The organism is Streptomyces sp. NPDC029216, assembly GCF_040648015.1.
Classification (GTDB): domain Bacteria; phylum Actinomycetota; class Actinomycetes; order Streptomycetales; family Streptomycetaceae; genus Streptomyces.
The window spans coordinates 21,474-40,134 of the sequence record NZ_JBEZWL010000007.1 but is presented as its reverse complement, the minus strand read 5'-3'; the positions used below and the strand labels follow the sequence as shown (position 1 = coordinate 40,134).

The following is an 18,661-nucleotide window of genomic DNA, read 5'->3' as shown; positions in this document are numbered from 1 at the left end:
AACGGACCAAGTACACACAGCACGGGGGTGCATCAGCCATGTTCGGTCGCCGACGGGGGATGGATACGGCCGGAAGCGGCAGTTCGCAGTCGTCCGCCACACTCACGCTGCCGCCCACGGCACGCCTGTTGAGCTGTCGGGTCCTCGACACGGTCCACCAGCCCATCCGGCAGGCCAAGTTCGAGGTGACCGATCCGATCGGCCGACGGGTCGTCAGCGGCGAGACGGACCCGTACGGGGGGTTCACCGCGGCGATGCCGGAGGGGGAGTACCGGCTGTCGGTGAGCGCCGAGGGCTACGCGCCCTTCCACGGGGCGACGCTCGTCGGCGACCCGGCGCAGCCGGGCACCGCGGAGATCGTCCTGGACGCGGTGGAGCCGCCGGTGCTCCCGCAGCCCGGTCACTGGGAGCTGGACCCGACGCACTCCTCGATCGGCTTCACCGCGAAGCACATCGGCTTCGCCCGGATCCACGGCCGGTTCACCACCTTCGCCGGCGCGGTGCGGATCGCGGAGCGGATGGAGGACTCCACCATGCACGTCATCATCGACGCGGCGAGCATCGACACCGGGCTGCGGATGCGGGACGACCACCTGCGGTCGGTGGACTTCCTGGACGCGGCCCGCTACCCGACGGTGGAGTTCTACAGCGAGCGGTTCATCCACCGCGGCGGCAGCCGCTGGGCGGTCGCGGGCGCTCTGACCCTCCACGGGGTCAGCCGTACCGTCACCCTGGACACCCAGTACCTGGGCGTCGGCACGGGCCTGGAGGGCGAGCCGCGGGCCGCCTGCCGCGCCTCGGCGGAGCTGCACCGCGAGGACTTCACCCTCAACTGGCAGTCGATACTGGCGCAGGGGATCGCGGCGATCGGTTCGAGCGTGGAAGTGGCCCTGGACGTCCAGATCGTCCACAAGGCCTGAGAGCGGCGGCGGGGCGGGGCTCAGGGGGCTTCGAGCCAGCCCTCGTACGCGGCGGCGAGCTCGTCCAGCACGGCGGTGTCCAGCCGCTGCTGCGGGTCCTCGACGACCACCAGCCACTGGGCGTCCTCGGCGTCGTCCTCGCCGGCCAGGGCGTCGCGCACCAGCTGGGGTTCCTCGGACAGGCCGAAGCGGTCGACGGCCTCCTGGGCCACCTCCTCGGCGGCGTCGCGGTCGGGCAGGACCAGTACATGTCGCACGTTCACCGGACCATTCTCGGGCACCGTGGGCGGGGCGCTGTCAGTGCGGCGTGGGATGCTGGGGCCGATGGCCACCAGGAAGAACCCCACCGACGATCCCCTCGCCCCGACCACCCTCGCGGTGGGGCAGGAGGACCTGCTGCTCGACCGCGTCGTCCGGGACGTGGTGGCGGCCGCCCGCGCGGCCGACGCCGACACGGACGTGCGGGACCTCACCTCCGACCAGCTCCAGCCCGGCACCCTGGCCGAGCTGACGAGTCCTTCGCTCTTCTCCGAGCGCAAGGTCCTGATCGTGCGGAACGCGCAGGACCTCGGCGCGGACACGGTCAAGGAGGTCAAGGCCTACCTCGCCGCCCCGTACGAGGAGATCAGCCTCGTCCTCCTCCACGCGGGCGGGGTCAAGGGCAAGGCCGTGCTGGACGCGGCCCGCAAGGCCGGGGCCCGGGAGATCGCCTGCCCGAAGATGACGAAGGCCGCGGACCGGCTCTCGTTCGTCCGGGGCGAGTTCCGGGCGCTGGGCCGTTCGGCCACCCCCGAGGCCTGCCAGAACCTGGTCGACGCGATCGGCGGCGACCTGCGGGAGCTGGCGAGCGCGGCGGCGCAGCTGTGCGCGGACGTCGAGGGCACCATCGACGAGGCCGTGGTCGGCCGCTACTACACGGGCCGGGCCGAGGCGTCCAGCTTCACCGTCGCCGACCGGGCGGTCGAGGGGCGGGCGGCGGAGGCCCTGGAGGCCCTGCGCTGGTCCCTGGCCACCGGGGTGGCGCCGGTGCTGATCACGAGCGCGCTGGCCCAGGCGGTCCGGGCGATCGGGAAGCTGGCGTCGGCACCGCGCGGAGCCCGTCCGGGCGACCTCGCGCGGGACCTCGGGATGCCGCCGTGGAAGATCGACCGGGTCCGCCAGCAGATGCGGGGCTGGTCGGCGGACGGGGTCTCGGAGGCGCTGCGCGCGGTCGCGCTGGCCGACGCGGGCGTCAAGGGCGGCGGTGACGACCCCGAGTACGCGCTGGAGAAGGCCGTCGTGGCGGTGGCCCGCGCGGCCCGCCCCCAGCGCCGCTGAGGCCCTCCGGGCACCGAGGACACACGAAGGCCCCGGCCGCCGCCCTGGGGAAGGGCGGAGGCCGGGGCCTTCGGTCACTGCTGTGTGCGCCGCACCCGCGTGGCGAACGCAGGCCGCGTGCGGCGCGGGTTGCCGGTCAGGAGCGGATGAGAGGGCCCGCTTGGTCCGTCCCGGCGATCACATCGAGTGCGGAACTCAGATGGCGGCAACCTTGGAGGCCAGCGCCGACTTCTTGTTGGCGGCGGCGTTCTTGTGGATGACACCCTTCGAGACGGCCTTGTCCAGCTTCTTGGAAGCCAGGCGGGCCGCAGCGGTGGCCTTCTCCGCGTCGCCGGCGAGGATGGCCTCGTTGGCCTTGCGGATGAAGGTGCGCAGCTCGGACTTGACCGACTTGTTGCGAAGGCGAGCCTTCTCGTTGGTCTTGTTCCGCTTGATCTGGGACTTGATGTTCGCCACGAAAGAGCCTTTTCAGGTTCAGAGTATTTTCCGGATGTGCCTCGTCTGCTGAGAGGGCATGCGAGACACAGCCACCCAGGCTACCAGGCGCGCTTCGACCGGCCCAAACCGAGCGCATCCCCGCGTCCATGGGACCATGGGAGTCTGCGTACAAGTCTGCGTACCGATCCGACAGCAGATCCGACAGCGACCCGAGAATCAGGACACTGCGTGCCCGCCATCCCCAGCCACGTGCCCGAGCCGAGCCGTACCGACCCGGCGCTGATCCGTAACTTCTGCATCATCGCGCACATCGACCACGGCAAGTCGACCCTCGCCGACCGGATGCTCCAGCTCACCGGTGTCGTCGACCAGCGGCAGATGCGCGCCCAGTACCTCGACCGCATGGACATCGAGCGTGAGCGCGGCATCACGATCAAGTCGCAGGCGGTCCGCCTGCCCTGGGCCCCCACCGAGGGCGCCGGCACGGGCACCACGCACATCCTGAACATGATCGACACGCCCGGGCACGTCGACTTCACCTACGAGGTCTCCCGCTCCCTCGCCGCCTGCGAGGGCACGATCCTCCTGGTGGACGCCGCGCAGGGGATCGAGGCCCAGACCCTCGCCAACCTGTACCTGGCGATGGAGAACGACCTCGCGATCGTCCCGGTCCTGAACAAGATCGACCTGCCGGCCGCCCAGCCGGAGAAGTTCGCCGAGGAGCTCGCGAACCTGGTCGGCTGCGACCCGGACGACGTCCTGCGCGTCTCGGCGAAGACCGGCCTGGGCGTCGACGCGCTGCTCAACCGCGTCGTCGACACCGTCCCGGCCCCGGTCGGCGTCAAGGACGCCCCCGCCCGCGCGATGATCTTCGACTCGGTCTACGACTCCTACCGCGGCGTGGTCACGTACGTCCGTGTGGTCGACGGCACGCTCAACAAGCGCGAGCGCATCCGGATGATGTCCACCGGCGCCACGCACGAGCTGCTGGAGATCGGCACCAACTCGCCAGAGATGCTCCCGGCCGACGGCCTGTCCGTCGGCGAGGTGGGCTACCTGATCACCGGTGTGAAGGACGTCCGCCAGTCCAAGGTCGGCGACACCATCACTCAGCAGGTCGGCGGCGCCACCGAGTCCCTCGGCGGCTACAAGGACCCGAAGCCGATGGTCTTCTCGGGCCTGTACCCGCTCGACGGTTCGGACTACCCGGAGCTGCGCGAGGCCCTGGACAAGCTCCAGCTCAACGACGCCGCGCTCGTCTACGAGCCGGAGACCTCGGCGGCGCTCGGCTTCGGCTTCCGCGTCGGCTTCCTCGGCCTGCTCCACCTGGACGTGGTCCGCGAGCGCCTGGAGCGCGAGTTCGGCCTCGACCTGATCGCCACCGCGCCCAACGTGGTCTACCGGGTGGTGCTGGAGGACGGCAAGGAAGTCACCGTCACCAACCCGAGCGAGTTCCCCGAAGGCAAGATCAAGGACGTCTTCGAGCCGGTCGTCCGGGCCACCGTCCTCGCGCCCACCGAGTTCATCGGCGCGATCATGGAGCTCTGCCAGACCCGCCGCGGCACCCTGCTCGGCATGGACTACCTCTCCGAGGACCGCGTCGAGATCCGCTACACGCTCCCGCTCGCGGAGATCGTGTTCGACTTCTTCGACCAGCTGAAGTCCAAGACGCGCGGTTACGCCTCCCTCGACTACGAGCCCACCGGCGAGCAGGCCTCCAGCCTGGTCAAGGTGGACATCCTGCTGCACGGCGACAAGGTCGACGCCTTCTCCGCCGTCTGCCACAAGGACGCCGCCTACGCCTACGGCGTGCGCCTGGTCGCCAAGCTGCGCGAGCTCATCCCGCGGCAGGCGTTCGAGGTGCCGATCCAGGCGGCCGTCGGCTCCCGCGTCATCGCCCGCGAGACCATCCGCGCCATCCGCAAGGACGTCCTCGCCAAGTGCTACGGCGGTGACATCTCCCGTAAGCGGAAGCTGCTGGAGAAGCAGAAGGAAGGCAAGAAGCGCATGAAGATGGTCGGCTCCGTGGAGGTCCCGCAGGAGGCCTTCATCGCCGTCCTCTCCAGCGACGAGTCCAGCGCCAAGAAGAAGTAGCCGCGGCGGTCCCATGTCGCGCGAAAGGGCCCACATGCACACGCATGGGGGCCCTTTTCGTTATCAAGCGGCGCCTCGGAGGCCCTTACGCACCGGGCGGACGGCCTCTACCCTGATCAAAGCTCGATGGTTACCGGCCAGTTAACCGGCCGGTAATGAAACCCGCCAGCCGCTCACCCGGCGGCTGTACCCCCGCCAGTCCCAAGCGCCCCACGCCCACGCCCTGGCCGCGTGGACCCGGTCCGGAGGATGTCGTGAGCGACACACAGACCTTGATCGAGAACCGCCCGCCCACCGTGGCGGCCCTCTTCCTTGACCGCGTCGCCGCCACGCCGAACGGGGAGGCCTACCGCTACCCCGTCCCCTCGGCCCGCCCCGAGGGGGGCCCCGATGACTGGAAGTCGCTCAGCTGGGGGCAGGCGGCCGACCGGGTCTTCGCCATCGCCGCCGGCCTGATCACCCTGGGCCTGCGCCCCGAGGAGCGCGTGGCGCTCGCCTCCAACACCCGCGTCGAGTGGATCCTCGCCGACCTGGGCGTGATGTGCGCCGGCGGCGCCGTCACCACGATCTACCCCAGCACCAACGCGGAGGAGTCCGCCTTCATCCTCTCGGACTCCGAGAGCCGGGTGCTCATCGCCGAGGACGCCGCCCAGCTGGCCAAGGCCCGCGAGTGCCGCGCCGACCTCCCCGACCTCGCCCACGTGGTCGTCGTGGAGACGGCCGACGCCGTCGCCGCCGAGGGCGACCCGGAGGGCTGGGTGCTCTCCCTCGCCGACCTGGAGGCCCGCGGCAAGGAGTACCTCGCCCAGCACCCGGCGGCGGTCAAGGACCGGATCGCGGCCATCACCGCCGACCAGCTCGCCACCCTCATCTACACCTCGGGCACCACCGGCCGCCCCAAGGGCGTCCGGCTCCCGCACGACAACTGGTCATACATGGCGAAGGCCACCGTCGCCACCGGCATGATCCACAGCGACGACGTCCAGTACCTGTGGCTGCCCCTCGCGCACGTCTTCGGCAAGGTGCTCACCTCCGGCCAGATCGAGGTCGGGCACGTCACCGCCGTCGACGGCCGCATCGACAAGATCATCGAAAACCTGCCGGTCGTCCAGCCGACCTACATGGCGGCCGTCCCGCGCATCTTCGAGAAGGTCTACAACGGCGTGGCCGCCAAGGCCCGGGCCGGCGGCGGCGCCAAGTACAAGATCTTCCAGTGGGCCGTCGGCGTCGCCCGCGAGTACGCCAAGGTCACCCAGGACAACTACCGCCGCACCGGCCGGGCCACCGCCCCCTTCGGCCTCGCCACCCGGCACAAGGTCGCCGACGCGCTCGTCTACTCCAAGCTGCGCGAGGCCTTCGGCGGCAAGCTGCGCGCCGCCGTCTCCGGCGCCTCCGCCCTGGCCCCCGAGATCGGCTACTTCTTCTCCGGCGCCGGCATCCACATCCTGGAGGGCTACGGCCTGACGGAGTCCAGCGCCGCCTCCTTCGTCAACCCCGGCGAGGCCTACCGCACCGGCACCGTCGGCAAGCCCCTGCCCGGCACCGAGGTGCGCATCGCCGACGACGGCGAGGTCCTGCTGCGCGGCCCCGGCATCATGCAGGGCTACCACCGCCAGCCCGACAAGACCGACGAGGTCCTGGAGAGCGACGGCTGGCTGCACACCGGCGACATCGGCGAGCTCTCCCCGGACGGCTACCTGCGCATCACCGACCGCAAGAAGGACCTGATCAAGACCTCCGGCGGCAAGTACGTCGCCCCCGCCGAGATCGAGGGCCAGTTCAAGGCGATCTGCCCCTACGTCTCCACCATCGTGGTGCACGGCGCCGACCGGAACTTCTGCTCCGCCCTCGTCGCCCTCGACGAGCCCGCGATCCTGGGCTGGGCCGCCGAGAACGGCCTGGAGGGCAGGACGTACGGCGAGGTCCTCGCCGCGCCCGAGACCAACCGCCTGATCGAGACCTACGTCCAGACGCTCAACGAGAACCTCCAGCGCTGGCAGACGATCAAGAAGTTCCGGATCCTCCCGCGCGACCTCGACGTCGAGCACGGCGACCTCACGCCCAGCCTCAAGCTGAAGCGCCCGGTCGTCGAGCGTGAGTTCAAGCACCTCATCGAGGAGATGTACGCGGGCTCCCGCGAGGCCTGACGCCTGGCGGCGAGCCGCACGGGGCGGGGCGGCGGGGCCGCCGCCCCGCCGGCCCCGCACGCCGTGAGCCCCGGCCCGGCGGTCCGTCCGGCGCGGGGCCGCCGGGCCACGGCGAGTGCGGGACAATGGGCACATGCCTTCCGCACTGCCCGATGGTGACCCCATGCCCGAAGACGGCTCGCTGCCGTCGCATGCCCTGGCGGGCGCCGGGGGGCGGCCGCTGGGGTTCTACCTGCACGTCCCGTACTGCGCCACGCGCTGCGGGTACTGCGACTTCAACACCTACACCGCCACCGAGCTGCGCGGCACCGGCGGCGTCCTCGCCTCCCGGGAGAACTACGCCGACACCCTGATCGACGAGGTCCGCCTGGCCCGCAAGGTGCTCGGCGACGACCCGCGCGCCGTACGGACCGTCTTCGTCGGCGGCGGCACGCCCACGCTGCTGCCCGCCGGGGACCTCGTCCGCATGCTCGGGGCGATCCGCGACGAGTTCGGCCTCGCCGAGGACGCCGAGATCACCACCGAGGCCAACCCGGAGTCCGTGAACCCCGCGTACCTGGCCGAGCTGCGCGCGGGCGGCTTCAACCGGATCTCCTTCGGCATGCAGAGCGCGAAGCAGCACGTCCTGAAGGTGCTCGACCGCACCCACACCCCCGGCCGCCCCGAGGCCTGCGTCGCCGAGGCGCGCGCGGCGGGCTTCGAGCACGTCAACCTCGACCTGATCTACGGCACCCCCGGCGAGTCCGACGAGGACTGGCGGGCCTCCCTGGACGCCGCGCTCGGCGCCGGGCCCGACCACATCAGCGCGTACGCCCTCATCGTCGAGGAGGGCACCCAGCTGGCCCGCCGGATCCGCCGCGGCGAGGTCCCGATGACCGACGACGACGTCCACGCCGACCGGTACCTGATCGCCGACGAGGTCATGGAGCGGGCCGGGTACTCCTGGTACGAGGTCTCGAACTGGGCCACCTCCGAGGCCGGCCGCTGCCTGCACAACGAGCTGTACTGGCGCGGGGCCGACTGGTGGGGCGCCGGCCCCGGCGCCCACTCGCACGTGGGCGGGGTCCGCTGGTGGAACGTCAAGCACCCCGGCGCCTACGCGGCCGCCCTCGCCGAGGGCCGCTCCCCGGGCGCGGGGCGCGAGCTCCTCTCGGAGGAGGACCGGCGGGTGGAGCGGATCCTGCTGGAGCTCCGCCTCGTCGACGGCGTCCCGCTGTCCCTGCTGGCCCCGGCGGGCCTGGCGGCTTCCCGCCGCGCCCTGGCCGACGGCCTGCTGGAACCCGTCCCGTACGAGGCCGGGCGCGCGGTGCTGACCCTGCGGGGGCGGCTCCTGGCGGACGCGGTGGTGCGGGACCTGGTGGACTGATCACTCCCCGGAGTGAATCGCTGCGGATACGGGCGGGCGCGGCCTAGCCTGTGAGTAGCTTTCTGTCGCAACCCCGGCGGCAGAAGTGGAGGGCACGGAGATGACCGCTGTGGACGATCGCCGGATGACCGAGTACTTCGAGAGCTTCGAGGCTCCCGAGGGCTTCAAGGTCGAGCTCCTCAGGGGGGAAATCGTGATGATGGCGGGGCCTGACGTGGTCCACAACCTGATCGTCATGTTCGTGCAGCGGCAGATCCCCGTGGATCGCTGGTACCCGCTCCAGACGCAGGACGTGGACATCCCGGCCGAATCGTCCGAGCCGCAGCCCGACCTCGTCGTCCTGCCTATCGAGGCGGCGCCGGAGTCGGGTCGCCTACTGCCCGCAGGCGCCTTGGCGATGGTGGTCGAGGTCGTATCCAAGACCAGCAAGCTGCGTGATTACGTGACCAAGCGGTCCATCTACGCGGGCGGCCGCATCCCCGCCTACTTGATCATCGACCCTTTCCAGGCCAAGTGCGTGGTGCTCACCGAACCCTTCGGCGCCGGCGAAGAGGCCGGTTACCGCAACGAGTGGACCGGCAAGTTCGGCGATCCGGTTCCCCTCGACGCCCTCGGCATCACGCTCGACACCACGGAGTTCGGCACTCTCCAGTAGCCCGGTCAGGGGGCCGTGACGAAGTCGATCAGCTCCTCCACCCGCCCCAGCAGCGTCGGCTCCAGGTCGCGGTAGGACGTCACGCGGGACAGGATGTGCTGCCAGGCGGCCCCTGTGTTCTGCGGCCAGCCCAGGGCCCGGCAGACGCCCGTCTTCCAGTCCTGGCCGCGCGGGATCTCCGGCCACGCCCCGATGCCCAGTGCCGACGGCTTCACCGCCTGCCAGACGTCCACGTACGGGTGGCCCACCACCAGCACGTCCGGCGAGGTCACCGAGGCCGCGATCCGGGACTCCTTCGAACCCGGCACCAGGTGGTCCACCAGGACGCCCAGGCGGGCGTCGGGGCCGGGGGCGAACTCCGCCACCACGGCCGCGAGGTCGTCGATCCCCTCCAGGTACTCCACCACCACGCCCTCGATGCGCAGGTCGTCGCCCCAGACCCGCTCGACCAGCTCGGCGTCGTGCCGCCCCTCCACGTAGATCCGCCCCGCCCGCGCCACCCGGGCCCGCGCCCCCGGTACGGCGATCGAGCCCGAGGCCGTACGGGCCGGTGCGGCGGGAGCCCGTGACGGGCGGGTCAGGGTCACCACCGCGCCGTCCAGCAGGAAGCCGCGCGGCTCCAGCGGGAAGACCCGCCGCTTGCCGAACCGGTCCTCCAGGGTCACCGTGCCCGCCTCGCACGCCACCACCGCGCCGCAGAAGTCCGTACCCGCCACCTCGACCACCAGATCGGGGTCGGCCGGCACCTCCGGCACCGGCTTGGCGCGCTTCCACTGCGGGGTCAGGTCGGGGGAGTACTCACGCATCCGGCCGACACTAGGAGCGCGGCCGCCCTCACGCCCGCGACACGCCGAAACGGGCCGCCAGTGTGGCGCGTTGCGCACGTACGAAGCCCGCGTCCACCACCGCTCCGTGACCCGGCACGTACAGCGCGTCCTCGCCGCCCAGCGACAGCAGCCGGTCCAGGGCGGCCGGCCACTGGCCCGGCACCGCGTCCGACCCCGCCTGCGGCTCGCCCGACTCCTCCACCAGGTCCCCGCAGAACACCGTCTCCCGCTCGCCCGGCACGAAGACGGCCAGGTCGTGCTGGGAGTGCGCGGGCCCCACGTTGGCCAGCAGCACCTGCACCCCGCCCAGCTCCAGCGTCCACTCGCCCGACACCAGGTGCCCCGGCGCCTTCAGCAGGTCGCAGGCCTCTGCGGCCGCGTCCTGCGCCAGGCCCTGGGCCACCGCGCTGTACCGGAGCTCCTCCCGGCCCGTGGGCGTCGCCAGCAGCCGGTCCAGCCCCACCGCGCCGTAGAACTGGGCGCCCGCGAAGGCGGCGCCGCCCAGCACGTGGTCGAAATGTCCGTGGGTGAATGCGATATGGGTCACGTGCCGGCCGGTCAGCCGCTCCGCCTCGGCCCGCACCTGCGCCCCCTCCCGCACACTGGATCCGGGGTCGATCAGGAGCACCGACTCGTCCCCCACCACCAGACCCACCGTGCAGTCCCACACCGGCAGCCGTCGCCGTCCGGCCCGTCCGGTCAGCCGTTCCCAGCCCGCCTCTTCCCACCGTACGTCCATGCGGCGACGTTACCCTGGCAGGCCGCCCTTGCCTGCGGCGTACTACCCGGCCGTACACTGACCGGGGGATCTCTGGCACTCGGGCGCCCAGAGTGCCAGCCGATCAAGACCGACCGGCCAAGACCGACCGATGACCGACGACCGACCGCATCCGGAGGTGTGCGCGATGCTCAGTGAACGCAGACTCGAAGTGCTACGCGCCATCGTCCAGGACTACGTCGGGACGGAGGAGCCCGTCGGATCCAAGGCCCTCACCGAGCGGCACAAGCTGGGCGTCTCACCGGCCACCGTGCGCAACGACATGGCCGTGCTGGAGGAGGAGGGCTACATCGCCCAGCCCCACACCAGCGCCGGCCGGATCCCCACCGACAAGGGCTACCGCCTCTTCGTCGACCGGCTGGCCGGGGTCAAGCCGCTGTCGACGCCCGAGCGCAGGGCCATCCAGAACTTCCTCGACGGGGCCGTGGACCTCGACGACGTCGTCGGCCGCACGGTCCGGCTGCTCGCGCAGCTCACCCGCCAGGTCGCCGTCGTCCAGTACCCGTCGCTGACCCGCTCCACCGTCCGGCACGTCGAGCTGCTGTCGCTGGCCCCGGCCCGGCTGATGCTCGTACTGATCACCGACACCGGGCGGGTCGAGCAGCGCATGGTCGACACCCAGACCCCGTTCGGCGAGACCTCCCTCGCCGATCTGCGGGCGCGGCTCAACAGCCGGGTCGTCGGCCGTCGTTTCACCGACGTACCGAACCTGGTGCAGGACCTGCCGGAGTCGTTCGAGATCGACGACCGGGCGACCGTCAAGGCGGTGCTCGCGACCCTTCTCGAAACCCTGGCCGAGGAGGCGGAGGAGCGGCTGATGATCGGCGGCACCGCCAACCTCACTCGCTTCGGACATGACTTTCCCTTGACGATCAGGCCGGTGCTCGAAGCGCTGGAGGAGCACGTGGTGCTCCTCAAGCTGCTGGGCGAGGCCGGGGAGTCGGGGATGGCCGTACGGATCGGGCACGAGAACGCCTACGAGGGGCTCAACTCCACGTCGGTCGTGTCCGTCGGCTACGGTTCGGGCGGCGAAGCAGTCGCCAAACTCGGCGTGGTCGGACCGACCCGCATGGACTACCCCGGAACGATGGGAGCGGTACGCGCAGTGGCACGTTACGTCGGACAGATCCTGGCGGAGTCGTAAGTGGCCACGGACTACTACGCCGTTCTCGGCGTGCGCCGCGACGCATCGCAGGACGAGATCAAGAAGGCCTTCCGCCGCCTCGCGCGTGAACTCCACCCGGACGTGAACCCGGACCCGAAGACGCAGGAGCGCTTCAAGGAGATCAACGCGGCCTACGAGGTCCTCTCCGACCCGCAGAAGAAGCAGGTCTACGACCTCGGCGGCGACCCGCTGTCCTCCTCGGGCGGCGGCGGTGGCGCGGGCGGCTTCGGAGCCGGCGGCTTCGGAAACTTCTCCGACATCATGGACGCCTTCTTCGGCCAGGCCTCGCAGCGCGGACCGCGCTCGCGGACCCGCCGCGGCCAGGACGCCATGATCCGCCTGGACCTGGAGCTGGACGAGGCCGCCTTCGGTACGACCAAGGACATCCAGGTCGACACCGCCGTGGTCTGCGGCACCTGCTCCGGCGAGGGCGCCGCGCCCGGCACCTCGGCGCAGACCTGTGACATGTGCCGCGGCCGCGGTGAGGTCTCGCAGGTCACCCGGTCCTTCCTGGGCCAGGTCATGACCTCGCGCCCCTGCCCGCAGTGCCAGGGCTTCGGCACCGTGGTCCCGACCCCGTGCCCCGAGTGCGCGGGCGACGGCCGGGTCCGCTCCCGCCGCAGCCTGACGGTCAAGATCCCGGCCGGCGTCGAGAACGGCACCCGCATCCAGCTCGCGGGCGAGGGCGAGGTCGGCCCCGGCGGCGGCCCCGCCGGTGACCTGTACGTGGAGATCCACGAGCTGCCGCACCCGACCTTCCAGCGGCGCGGGGACGACCTGCACTGCACGGTCACCATCCCCATGACGGCGGCGGCCCTGGGCACCAAGTGCCCGCTGGAGACGCTGGACGGCATGGAGGAGATCGACATCCGCCCCGGCACCCAGTCCGGCCAGGCGATCCCGCTGCACGGGCGCGGCGTCACGCACCTGCGCGGCGGCGGCCGCGGCGACCTGATCGTCCACGTCGAGGTCACCACCCCCGGCAAGCTGGACGCCCAGCAGGAGGAGCTGCTGCGCCAGCTCGCGAAGCTGCGCGGCGAGGAGCGGCCCATGGGCCAGTTCGCGCCGGGCCAGCAGGGCCTGTTCAGCCGCCTGAAGGACGCGTTCAACGGCCGCTGACCGTTCGGCGCCGACGTCGTAGGAGCCCGGTACGGGAGACCCCGTACCGGGCTCCTCGCCGTTCCACGCCCCCGCCGCCCGGCATCCGGAAAGCGGACTATGCCAGGCGAATGCCATGATTCGGTGCCGTGACCCGGACATGGCACGATGCAGGGCATGTCCTCCGCACCGAACGGTCTCCACCCCTACCCGATCGTGCAGGCTCCCATGGCGGGCGGCGTCTCCGGACCGCCCCTGGTCGCCGCCGTGTGCGAGGCGGGCGGGCTCGGCTTCCTGGCCGGCGGCTACAAGACCGCCGACGGCATGTACCAGGAGATCAAACAGACGCGCGGGCTCACCCGCCGCCCCTTCGGAGTGAACCTCTTCCTCCCGCAGACCGGGTACGTCGACCCCGCCGCGGTCGAGGCCTACCGCGGGCAGCTGGCCGGCGAGGCGAGCTGGTACGAGGTCTCCCTCGCCGAGGAGGACATCATCGGCACCGTCGACGACGGCTACGACGCCAAACTCGCCATCCTGCTGGAAGACCCCGTACCGGTGGTCTCCTTCACCTACGGCTGCCCCGAGCCCGCCGCGCTCGCCCGCCTGCGCGCGGCCGGCACGTACACGATCGTCACCGTGACCTCGGCCGACGAGGCCCGCACCGCCCAGGCGGCCGGCGCGGACGCCGTCTGCGTCCAGGGCGTCGAGGCCGGCGGCCACCAGGGCACCCACCGCGACGACCCGCAGACCGACGCCACGGCGGGCGTCGGCCTGCTCACGCTGGTCACCCAGGTACGGGAGGCCGTCACGCTGCCGATCATCGCGGCGGGCGGAGTGATGCGCGGCGCGCAGATCGCGGCGCTCCTCGCGGCGGGCGCGGGGTCGGTCCAGCTCGGCACGGCCTTCCTGGTCTGCCCGGAGTCCGGCGCGCACCCGCTGCACAAGAAGGCCCTGACCGACCCGATGTTCCCGCACACGGAGCTCACCCGGGCCTTCACGGGCCGGCCCGCGCGGGGTCTGGTGAACCGCTTCATGCGCGAGCACGGCCCCTACGCCCCGGCCGCCTACCCCCAGATCCACCACATGACCTCCGGGCTGCGCAAGGCGGCCGCCGCGGCCGGGGACCCGCAGGGCATGGCGCTGTGGGCGGGGCAGGGGCACCGGCTGGCCCGGGCGCTGCCGGCGGGGGAGCTGGTGGAGGTGCTGGCGGCCGAACTGGCCGAGGCACAGAGCGCGTTGAAGGTGTTGCAGATGAGGAGAGCGTCATGACGGCCCCCGTGTTCGTGGTCGAAGAGGTCCCCGCGGGGCCGGAGTTCGTGCTGGAGGGCCCCGAGGGACGGCACGCCGTGTCCGTGAAGCGGCTGGCCCCGGGCGAGGACGTGGTCCTCACCGACGGGCGCGGCCGCTGGGCGGAGGGCGTGGTCAAGGCGGCCGAGGGCAAGGACCGCCTGGTCGTCACGGACCTGCACGAGATCCGGGAGGAGCCGGAGCCGGCCGTGCGGATCACGGTGGTGCAGGCGCTGCCGAAGGGCGACCGGGGCGAGGTCGCGGTGGAGACGATGACGGAGACCGGCGTCGACGCCATCGTGCCGTGGCAGGCCTCGCGGTGCATCACCCAGTGGCGGGGCGAGCGCGGGGCCAAGTCCCTGGCCAAGTGGCGGGCCACCGCCCGGGAGTCGGGCAAGCAGTCGCGCCGGGTCCGCTTCCCGGAGGTGGGCGAGGCGCTGTCCACGAAGCAGGTGGCCCAGCTGCTGGCCACCGCCGACCTGGCGATGGTGCTCCACGAGGACCGCGAGGCCGCCTCCGAGCCCCTGGCGACGGCCGCGCTGCCGGAGTCCGGCTCGGTGGTCCTGGTGGTCGGCCCGGAGGGCGGGGTCTCCCCGGAGGAACTGGCCGCCTTCGCCGAGGCCGGCGCCCGCCCGTACCGCCTGGGCCACAGCGTGCTGCGCACCTCGACGGCGGGCACGGCGGCCACGGCGGTCCTGCTGGCCCGTACGGGACGCTGGGCGTAGGCCCCGGCGGGCGGAGGGTCGAGTCCCGCTCGGCCGGAGGGTCGGGCGGGTGGCCGGGCCGGTAGCATGCCCCGACCGATCAACATCACGGGAGGCGCGGCCATGGCCGGGGAACCGCAGGCGGACTGCCTGTTCTGCAAGATCGTCGCGGGCAAGGTCCCCGCGACCGTGGTCCGGGAGACCGAGACCACCCTCGCCTTCCGGGACATCAACCCGCAGGCGCCGACGCACGTGCTCGTCATCCCGAAGGTGCACTACCCCGACGCGGCATCCCTCGCCGCCGCCGAGCCCACCGTGGTCGCCGACATACTGCGTGAGGCCGGGGTGATCGCCGCCGAGGAGAAGATCGACGAGCACGGCTACCGGGTCGTGTTCAACACCGGCGCCGGCGCGGGCCAGACCGTCTTCCACGCCCACCTGCACGTCCTGGGCGGCCGCGGCCTCCAGTGGCCCCCCGGGTAGCGGTCCGTGTCCGCACGCGAGTTCGTGGTCCTCGGCACCGCCAGCCAGGTACCCACCCGGCACCGCAACCACAACGGCTACCTGCTGCGCTGGGACGGCGAGGGCATCCTCTTCGACCCGGGCGAGGGCACGCAGCGGCAGATGCTGCGGGCCGGGGTCGCGGCCCACGACATCAACCGGATCTGCGTCACCCACTTCCACGGTGACCACAGCCTCGGCCTGGCCGGGGTGATCCAGCGGATCAACCTCGACCAGGTCCCGCACCCCGTGACCGCGCACTACCCGGCCTCGGGGCAGAAGTTCTTCGACCGGCTGCGGTACGCGACCGCCTACCGGGAGACGGTGCGGCTCCGGGAGGAGCCGGTGGCACGGGACGGGGTGCTCGGGCAGGGCCCCTCGTACGTCCTGGAGGCGCGGCTGCTCTCCCACCCGGTGGAGTCCTTCGGCTACCGGCTCACCGAGCCGGACGGGCGGCGGATGCGGCCGGAGCTGCTCGCACGGCACGGCATCAAGGGGCCGGACGTCGGGCGGATCCAGCGCGAGGGACGGCTGGGCGAGGTCACCCTGGAAGACGTCAGCGAGCACCGGGCCGGGCAGCGGTTCGCCTTCGTCATGGACACCCGGATGTGTCCCGGCGTGGAGGAACTGGCAGAAGGCTGCGACATGCTGGTCATCGAGTCCACGTTCCTGGACGCGGACGCGGGGCTGGCCGCCGACCACGGGCACCTGACCGCCGCGCAGGCGGCGGGCGTGGCGCGGGACGCCGGGGTCCGGCACCTGGTGCTGACGCACTTCTCGCAGCGGTACTCCGATCCGTCGGAGTTCGAACGGGAGGCGCGGGGGGCGGGGTTCGAGGGCGAGCTGACGATCGCGGCGGACCTGGCGCGGGTGTCCCTCCCGAAGCGGTAGCCGGGCGGGGCCGCGCAGCGGTGGTCCGGGCGCTGGCGTGGGCCTAGCGGGGCGAGGGTGAGAGGAGAGCCAGGCTCAGGTGAGGTGCGTCACACTGGGTTTGGCCGTGAGGTGCCCGGGCAAACCTGGCAGCCCTCCAGTCGAACGCAGAAACGACACTTCAACGGGGAGTACACCGTGACCAGTCGGGACAGCCGCACCAGCCGCCCCGGAACCCTCGACCCCCTGGGCCCGCTGCGCGACCCGCAAGAGCCCGGCTGTGACGTCTTCCTGACCGGGACCGTCTTCCTCGACATCATCTTCACCGGCCTCGACTCCGCCCCCGTCCGCGGGACGGAGTCCTGGGCGCGCGGCATGGGATCCAGCCCCGGCGGCGTCGCCAACATGGCCACCGCCCTCGCCCGCCTGGGCCTGCGCACCTCCCTCGCCGCCGCCTTCGGCGACGACCACTACGGCGAGTACTGCTGGGACGCCCTCGCACAGGGCGAGGGCATCGACCTGTCCATGTCGCGCACCGTCCCCGGCTGGCACAGCCCCGTCACCGTCTCCATGGCCTACGAGGGCGAGCGCACGATGGTCTCCCACGGCCACGAGGCCCCGCCCCCGGCCGGCCCCGGCCCCTTCCCCTGGTGTCCGCCGAGGACCCGCGCCGCCGTGGCCTCGCTGGCCGCCGACCGCCGGGAGGACTGGATCGGCGAGGCGGCCCGCCGCGGCTCGCGGATCTTCGCCGACGTCGGCTGGGACGACACCGGCCGCTGGGACCTCGGCTCCCTGACCGACCTGGAGCACTGCGAGGCCTTCCTGCCCAACGCCGGCGAGGCCATGCGGTACACCCGCACCGACTGCCCCCGCGCCGCGGCCCGCGCGCTGGCCGACAAGGTGCCGGTCGCCGTGGTGACGATGGGCTCGGAGGGCTCGTACGCCGTGGACTCCCGGACGGGGGAGACGGCCGAGGTACCCGCGATCGCCGTCGACGCCCTCGACCCGACCGGCGCCGGGGACGTCTACGTGGCCGGGTTCGTCACCGGCAGCCTCGCGGGGTGGCCGCTGGCGGACCGGCTGGCCTTCGCCGGTCTGACCGCCGCCCTCTCGGTGCAGGAGTTCGGCGGCTCCCTCTCCGCCCCGGGCTGGGCCGAGGTGGCCCACTGGTGGCGCACGGCCCCCGAGGGCCTGCGCGGCCGCTACGGCTTCCTGGACGCCCTCGTCCCGCCGGGCGCGGGCCCCTGCTCCCGCCGCCGGGCCGTCCCCACCATCGGCTTCCGCAGCCCCGCCTAGGAGGGGCCCCGGGCCGGGCCGGAAAACCCCTCGGGAACCGTCCGGGGTGGACGTACCCTTGGTACTCCGGAGGCCGTCGACCGGCGCGGCCCCTCAGCGGGAGGTATGCGCAGGCCACAGTGCCGGCCCATGACTCAGACACCGACAGCCCACAGCCCCGTACCGGGCCAGACGCGAGCCCACTTCACCGTCCCGGCGACGCACCCGATGGTGACCGTGCTCGGCTCCGGCGACGCGTTGCTGCGCGTGATCGAGAAGGCCTTCCCGAGGGCCGACATCCACGTTCGGGGCAATCAGGTCAGCGCGGTCGGGGAAGCGGCGGAAGTCGCCCTCATCCAGCGCCTGTTCGACGAGATGATGCTGGTGCTCCGCACCGGGCAGCCGATGACGGAGGACGCAGTGGAACGCTCGATCGCCATGCTCAAGGCGAACGGCAGCGACGCGGAGGGGCGCCCGCTGGAAACCCCGGCCGAGGTGCTCACCCAGAACATCCTCTCCAACCGCGGCCGCACCATCCGCCCCAAGACCCTCAACCAGAAGCGGTACGTCGACGCGATCGACAAGAACACGATCGTCTTCGGCATCGGCCCCGCCGGTACCGGAAAGACCTACCTCGCCATGGCCAAGGCGGTGCAGGCCCTGCAGTCCAAGCAGGTCAGCCGCATCATCCTGACCCGGCCCGCCGTCGAGGCGGGGGAGCGTCTCGGCTTCCTGCCGGGCACGCTCTTCGACAAGATCGACCCGTACCTGCGCCCGCTGTACGACGCCCTGCACGACATGATGGACCCGGACTCCATCCCCCGGCTGATGGCCGCCGGGACCATCGAGGTGGCGCCGCTGGCGTACATGCGCGGCCGGACGTTGAACGACGCCTTCGTCGTCCTCGACGAGGCGCAGAACACCAGCCCCGAGCAGATGAAGATGTTCCTGACCCGGCTCGGTTTCGACTCGAAGATCGTGATCACCGGTGACATCACGCAGGTCGACCTCCCGAACGGCACCAGGAGCGGTCTGCGCCAGGTCCAGGAGATCCTCGAAGGGGTGCCCGACATCCACTTCTCGCGGCTCACGTCCGAGGATGTCGTCCGGCACAAGCTGATCGGCCGTATCGTCGACGCGTACGAGAAGTACGACGACAGCCAGGCGGCCCGGGAGACCGGTCCCGCCCGGAACGGCAACCAGCGGAAGTAGACCCCAG

18 protein-coding genes are annotated in these 18,661 nt (G+C 72.0%); 14 read left to right on the top strand and 4 right to left on the bottom strand.

The window, feature by feature from the left end; genetic code table 11:
* Window positions 1-59 precede the first annotated feature (59 nt).
* The gene (locus tag AB0F18_RS04750) at window positions 60-920 is read left to right on the top strand and encodes a YceI family protein (RefSeq protein ID WP_362055017.1); all 861 of its coding nucleotides are present in this window, start codon (window positions 60-62) and stop codon (window positions 918-920) included.
* Window positions 921-940: 20 nt separating this feature from the next.
* Here AB0F18_RS04750 and AB0F18_RS04745 read toward each other — a convergent pair whose 3' ends face one another.
* Window positions 941-1,183, bottom strand: coding sequence for a hypothetical protein (locus AB0F18_RS04745; RefSeq protein WP_362055015.1), 243 nt, complete (start codon window positions 1,181-1,183; stop codon window positions 941-943).
* A gap of 61 nt (window positions 1,184-1,244) precedes the next feature.
* On the opposite strand from AB0F18_RS04745, the gene holA reads away from it, so the two are divergent.
* Complete coding sequence (gene holA / locus AB0F18_RS04740; RefSeq protein WP_362055013.1) at window positions 1,245-2,237, top strand: DNA polymerase III subunit delta; 993 nt, start codon at window positions 1,245-1,247, stop codon at window positions 2,235-2,237.
* Between the two features lie 195 nt (window positions 2,238-2,432).
* Here holA and rpsT read toward each other — a convergent pair whose 3' ends face one another.
* On the bottom strand, window positions 2,433-2,693 hold the full coding sequence (rpsT, locus tag AB0F18_RS04735) for a 30S ribosomal protein S20 (protein WP_030030523.1): 261 nt from the start codon (window positions 2,691-2,693) through the stop codon (window positions 2,433-2,435).
* A gap of 210 nt (window positions 2,694-2,903) precedes the next feature.
* Between rpsT and lepA the strand changes: the two genes are divergently transcribed.
* The 4 genes from lepA (at window position 2,904) to AB0F18_RS04715 (ending at window position 8,937) form a co-directional block, all read left to right on the top strand.
* Complete coding sequence (gene lepA, locus AB0F18_RS04730; RefSeq protein WP_362055011.1) at window positions 2,904-4,769, top strand: translation elongation factor 4; 1,866 nt, start codon at window positions 2,904-2,906, stop codon at window positions 4,767-4,769.
* 254 nt (window positions 4,770-5,023) lie between these two features.
* Entirely contained in the window at window positions 5,024-6,916 is a 1,893-nt protein-coding gene (locus tag AB0F18_RS04725) for a long-chain fatty acid--CoA ligase (RefSeq protein ID WP_362055009.1), read from the top strand.
* A gap of 133 nt (window positions 6,917-7,049) precedes the next feature.
* Entirely contained in the window at window positions 7,050-8,282 is a 1,233-nt protein-coding gene (gene hemW / locus AB0F18_RS04720; protein ID WP_362055007.1) for a radical SAM family heme chaperone HemW, read from the top strand.
* 124 nt (window positions 8,283-8,406) lie between these two features.
* A complete protein-coding gene (locus AB0F18_RS04715) occupies window positions 8,407-8,937 on the top strand; it encodes a Uma2 family endonuclease (protein ID WP_362055005.1) in 531 nt (176 codons plus the stop codon).
* Window positions 8,938-8,942: 5 nt separating this feature from the next.
* Here the strand turns inward: AB0F18_RS04715 and AB0F18_RS04710 are convergent, their stop codons facing one another.
* Window positions 8,943-9,743, bottom strand: coding sequence for a DUF3097 domain-containing protein (locus AB0F18_RS04710; protein ID WP_362055003.1), 801 nt, complete (start codon window positions 9,741-9,743; stop codon window positions 8,943-8,945).
* A 28-nt stretch (window positions 9,744-9,771) separates the two neighbouring features.
* A complete protein-coding gene (locus AB0F18_RS04705) occupies window positions 9,772-10,503 on the bottom strand; it encodes an MBL fold metallo-hydrolase (RefSeq protein ID WP_362055001.1) in 732 nt (243 codons plus the stop codon).
* Window positions 10,504-10,669: 166 nt separating this feature from the next.
* Here AB0F18_RS04705 and hrcA point away from each other — a divergent pair, with 166 nt between their 5' ends.
* The 8 genes from hrcA (at window position 10,670) to AB0F18_RS04665 (ending at window position 18,654) form a co-directional block, all read left to right on the top strand.
* A complete protein-coding gene (gene hrcA, locus AB0F18_RS04700) occupies window positions 10,670-11,686 on the top strand; it encodes a heat-inducible transcriptional repressor HrcA (protein WP_362055121.1) in 1,017 nt (338 codons plus the stop codon).
* A complete protein-coding gene (gene dnaJ / locus AB0F18_RS04695) occupies window positions 11,687-12,826 on the top strand; it encodes a molecular chaperone DnaJ (RefSeq protein ID WP_007263998.1) in 1,140 nt (379 codons plus the stop codon).
* 156 nt (window positions 12,827-12,982) lie between these two features.
* Entirely contained in the window at window positions 12,983-14,074 is a 1,092-nt protein-coding gene (locus tag AB0F18_RS04690; protein ID WP_362054999.1) for a nitronate monooxygenase, read from the top strand.
* Window positions 14,071-14,817 carry a 16S rRNA (uracil(1498)-N(3))-methyltransferase gene (locus AB0F18_RS04685; protein WP_362054997.1) on the top strand — a complete coding sequence of 249 codons (747 nt, stop codon included), beginning with the start codon at window positions 14,071-14,073 and terminating at the stop codon, window positions 14,815-14,817. The genes AB0F18_RS04690 and AB0F18_RS04685 overlap by 4 nt, the downstream gene beginning before the upstream one ends.
* A gap of 102 nt (window positions 14,818-14,919) precedes the next feature.
* The gene (locus AB0F18_RS04680) at window positions 14,920-15,279 is read left to right on the top strand and encodes a histidine triad nucleotide-binding protein (protein WP_362054995.1); all 360 of its coding nucleotides are present in this window, start codon (window positions 14,920-14,922) and stop codon (window positions 15,277-15,279) included.
* 6 nt (window positions 15,280-15,285) lie between these two features.
* Complete coding sequence (locus AB0F18_RS04675; RefSeq protein WP_362054993.1) at window positions 15,286-16,188, top strand: ribonuclease Z; 903 nt, start codon at window positions 15,286-15,288, stop codon at window positions 16,186-16,188.
* Window positions 16,189-16,365: 177 nt separating this feature from the next.
* The gene (locus AB0F18_RS04670) at window positions 16,366-17,463 is read left to right on the top strand and encodes a PfkB family carbohydrate kinase (RefSeq protein WP_362054991.1); all 1,098 of its coding nucleotides are present in this window, start codon (window positions 16,366-16,368) and stop codon (window positions 17,461-17,463) included.
* Window positions 17,464-17,592: 129 nt separating this feature from the next.
* Window positions 17,593-18,654 carry a PhoH family protein gene (locus tag AB0F18_RS04665; RefSeq protein ID WP_362054989.1) on the top strand — a complete coding sequence of 354 codons (1,062 nt, stop codon included), beginning with the start codon at window positions 17,593-17,595 and terminating at the stop codon, window positions 18,652-18,654.
* Window positions 18,655-18,661: the final 7 nt, after the last annotated feature.

Excerpts from the sequence above, each read along its gene's own strand:
- holA (WP_362055013.1), top strand. The coding sequence starts at position 1,245 with ATGGCCACCAGGAAGAACCCCACCGACGATCCCCTCGCCCCGACCACC.
- AB0F18_RS04750 (WP_362055017.1), top strand. The coding sequence starts at position 60 with ATGGATACGGCCGGAAGCGGCAGTTCGCAGTCGTCCGCCACACTCACG.
- AB0F18_RS04710 (WP_362055003.1), bottom strand. The coding sequence starts at position 9,743 with ATGCGTGAGTACTCCCCCGACCTGACCCCGCAGTGGAAGCGCGCCAAG.
- AB0F18_RS04705 (WP_362055001.1), bottom strand. The coding sequence starts at position 10,503 with ATGGACGTACGGTGGGAAGAGGCGGGCTGGGAACGGCTGACCGGACGG.
- hrcA (WP_362055121.1), top strand. The coding sequence starts at position 10,670 with ATGCTCAGTGAACGCAGACTCGAAGTGCTACGCGCCATCGTCCAGGAC.
- AB0F18_RS04715 (WP_362055005.1), top strand. The coding sequence starts at position 8,407 with ATGACCGAGTACTTCGAGAGCTTCGAGGCTCCCGAGGGCTTCAAGGTC.
- AB0F18_RS04665 (WP_362054989.1), top strand. The coding sequence starts at position 17,593 with ATGACTCAGACACCGACAGCCCACAGCCCCGTACCGGGCCAGACGCGA.
- AB0F18_RS04680 (WP_362054995.1), top strand. The coding sequence starts at position 14,920 with ATGGCCGGGGAACCGCAGGCGGACTGCCTGTTCTGCAAGATCGTCGCG.
- AB0F18_RS04685 (WP_362054997.1), top strand. The coding sequence starts at position 14,071 with ATGACGGCCCCCGTGTTCGTGGTCGAAGAGGTCCCCGCGGGGCCGGAG.
- hemW (WP_362055007.1), top strand. The coding sequence starts at position 7,050 with ATGCCTTCCGCACTGCCCGATGGTGACCCCATGCCCGAAGACGGCTCG.
- AB0F18_RS04690 (WP_362054999.1), top strand. The coding sequence starts at position 12,983 with ATGTCCTCCGCACCGAACGGTCTCCACCCCTACCCGATCGTGCAGGCT.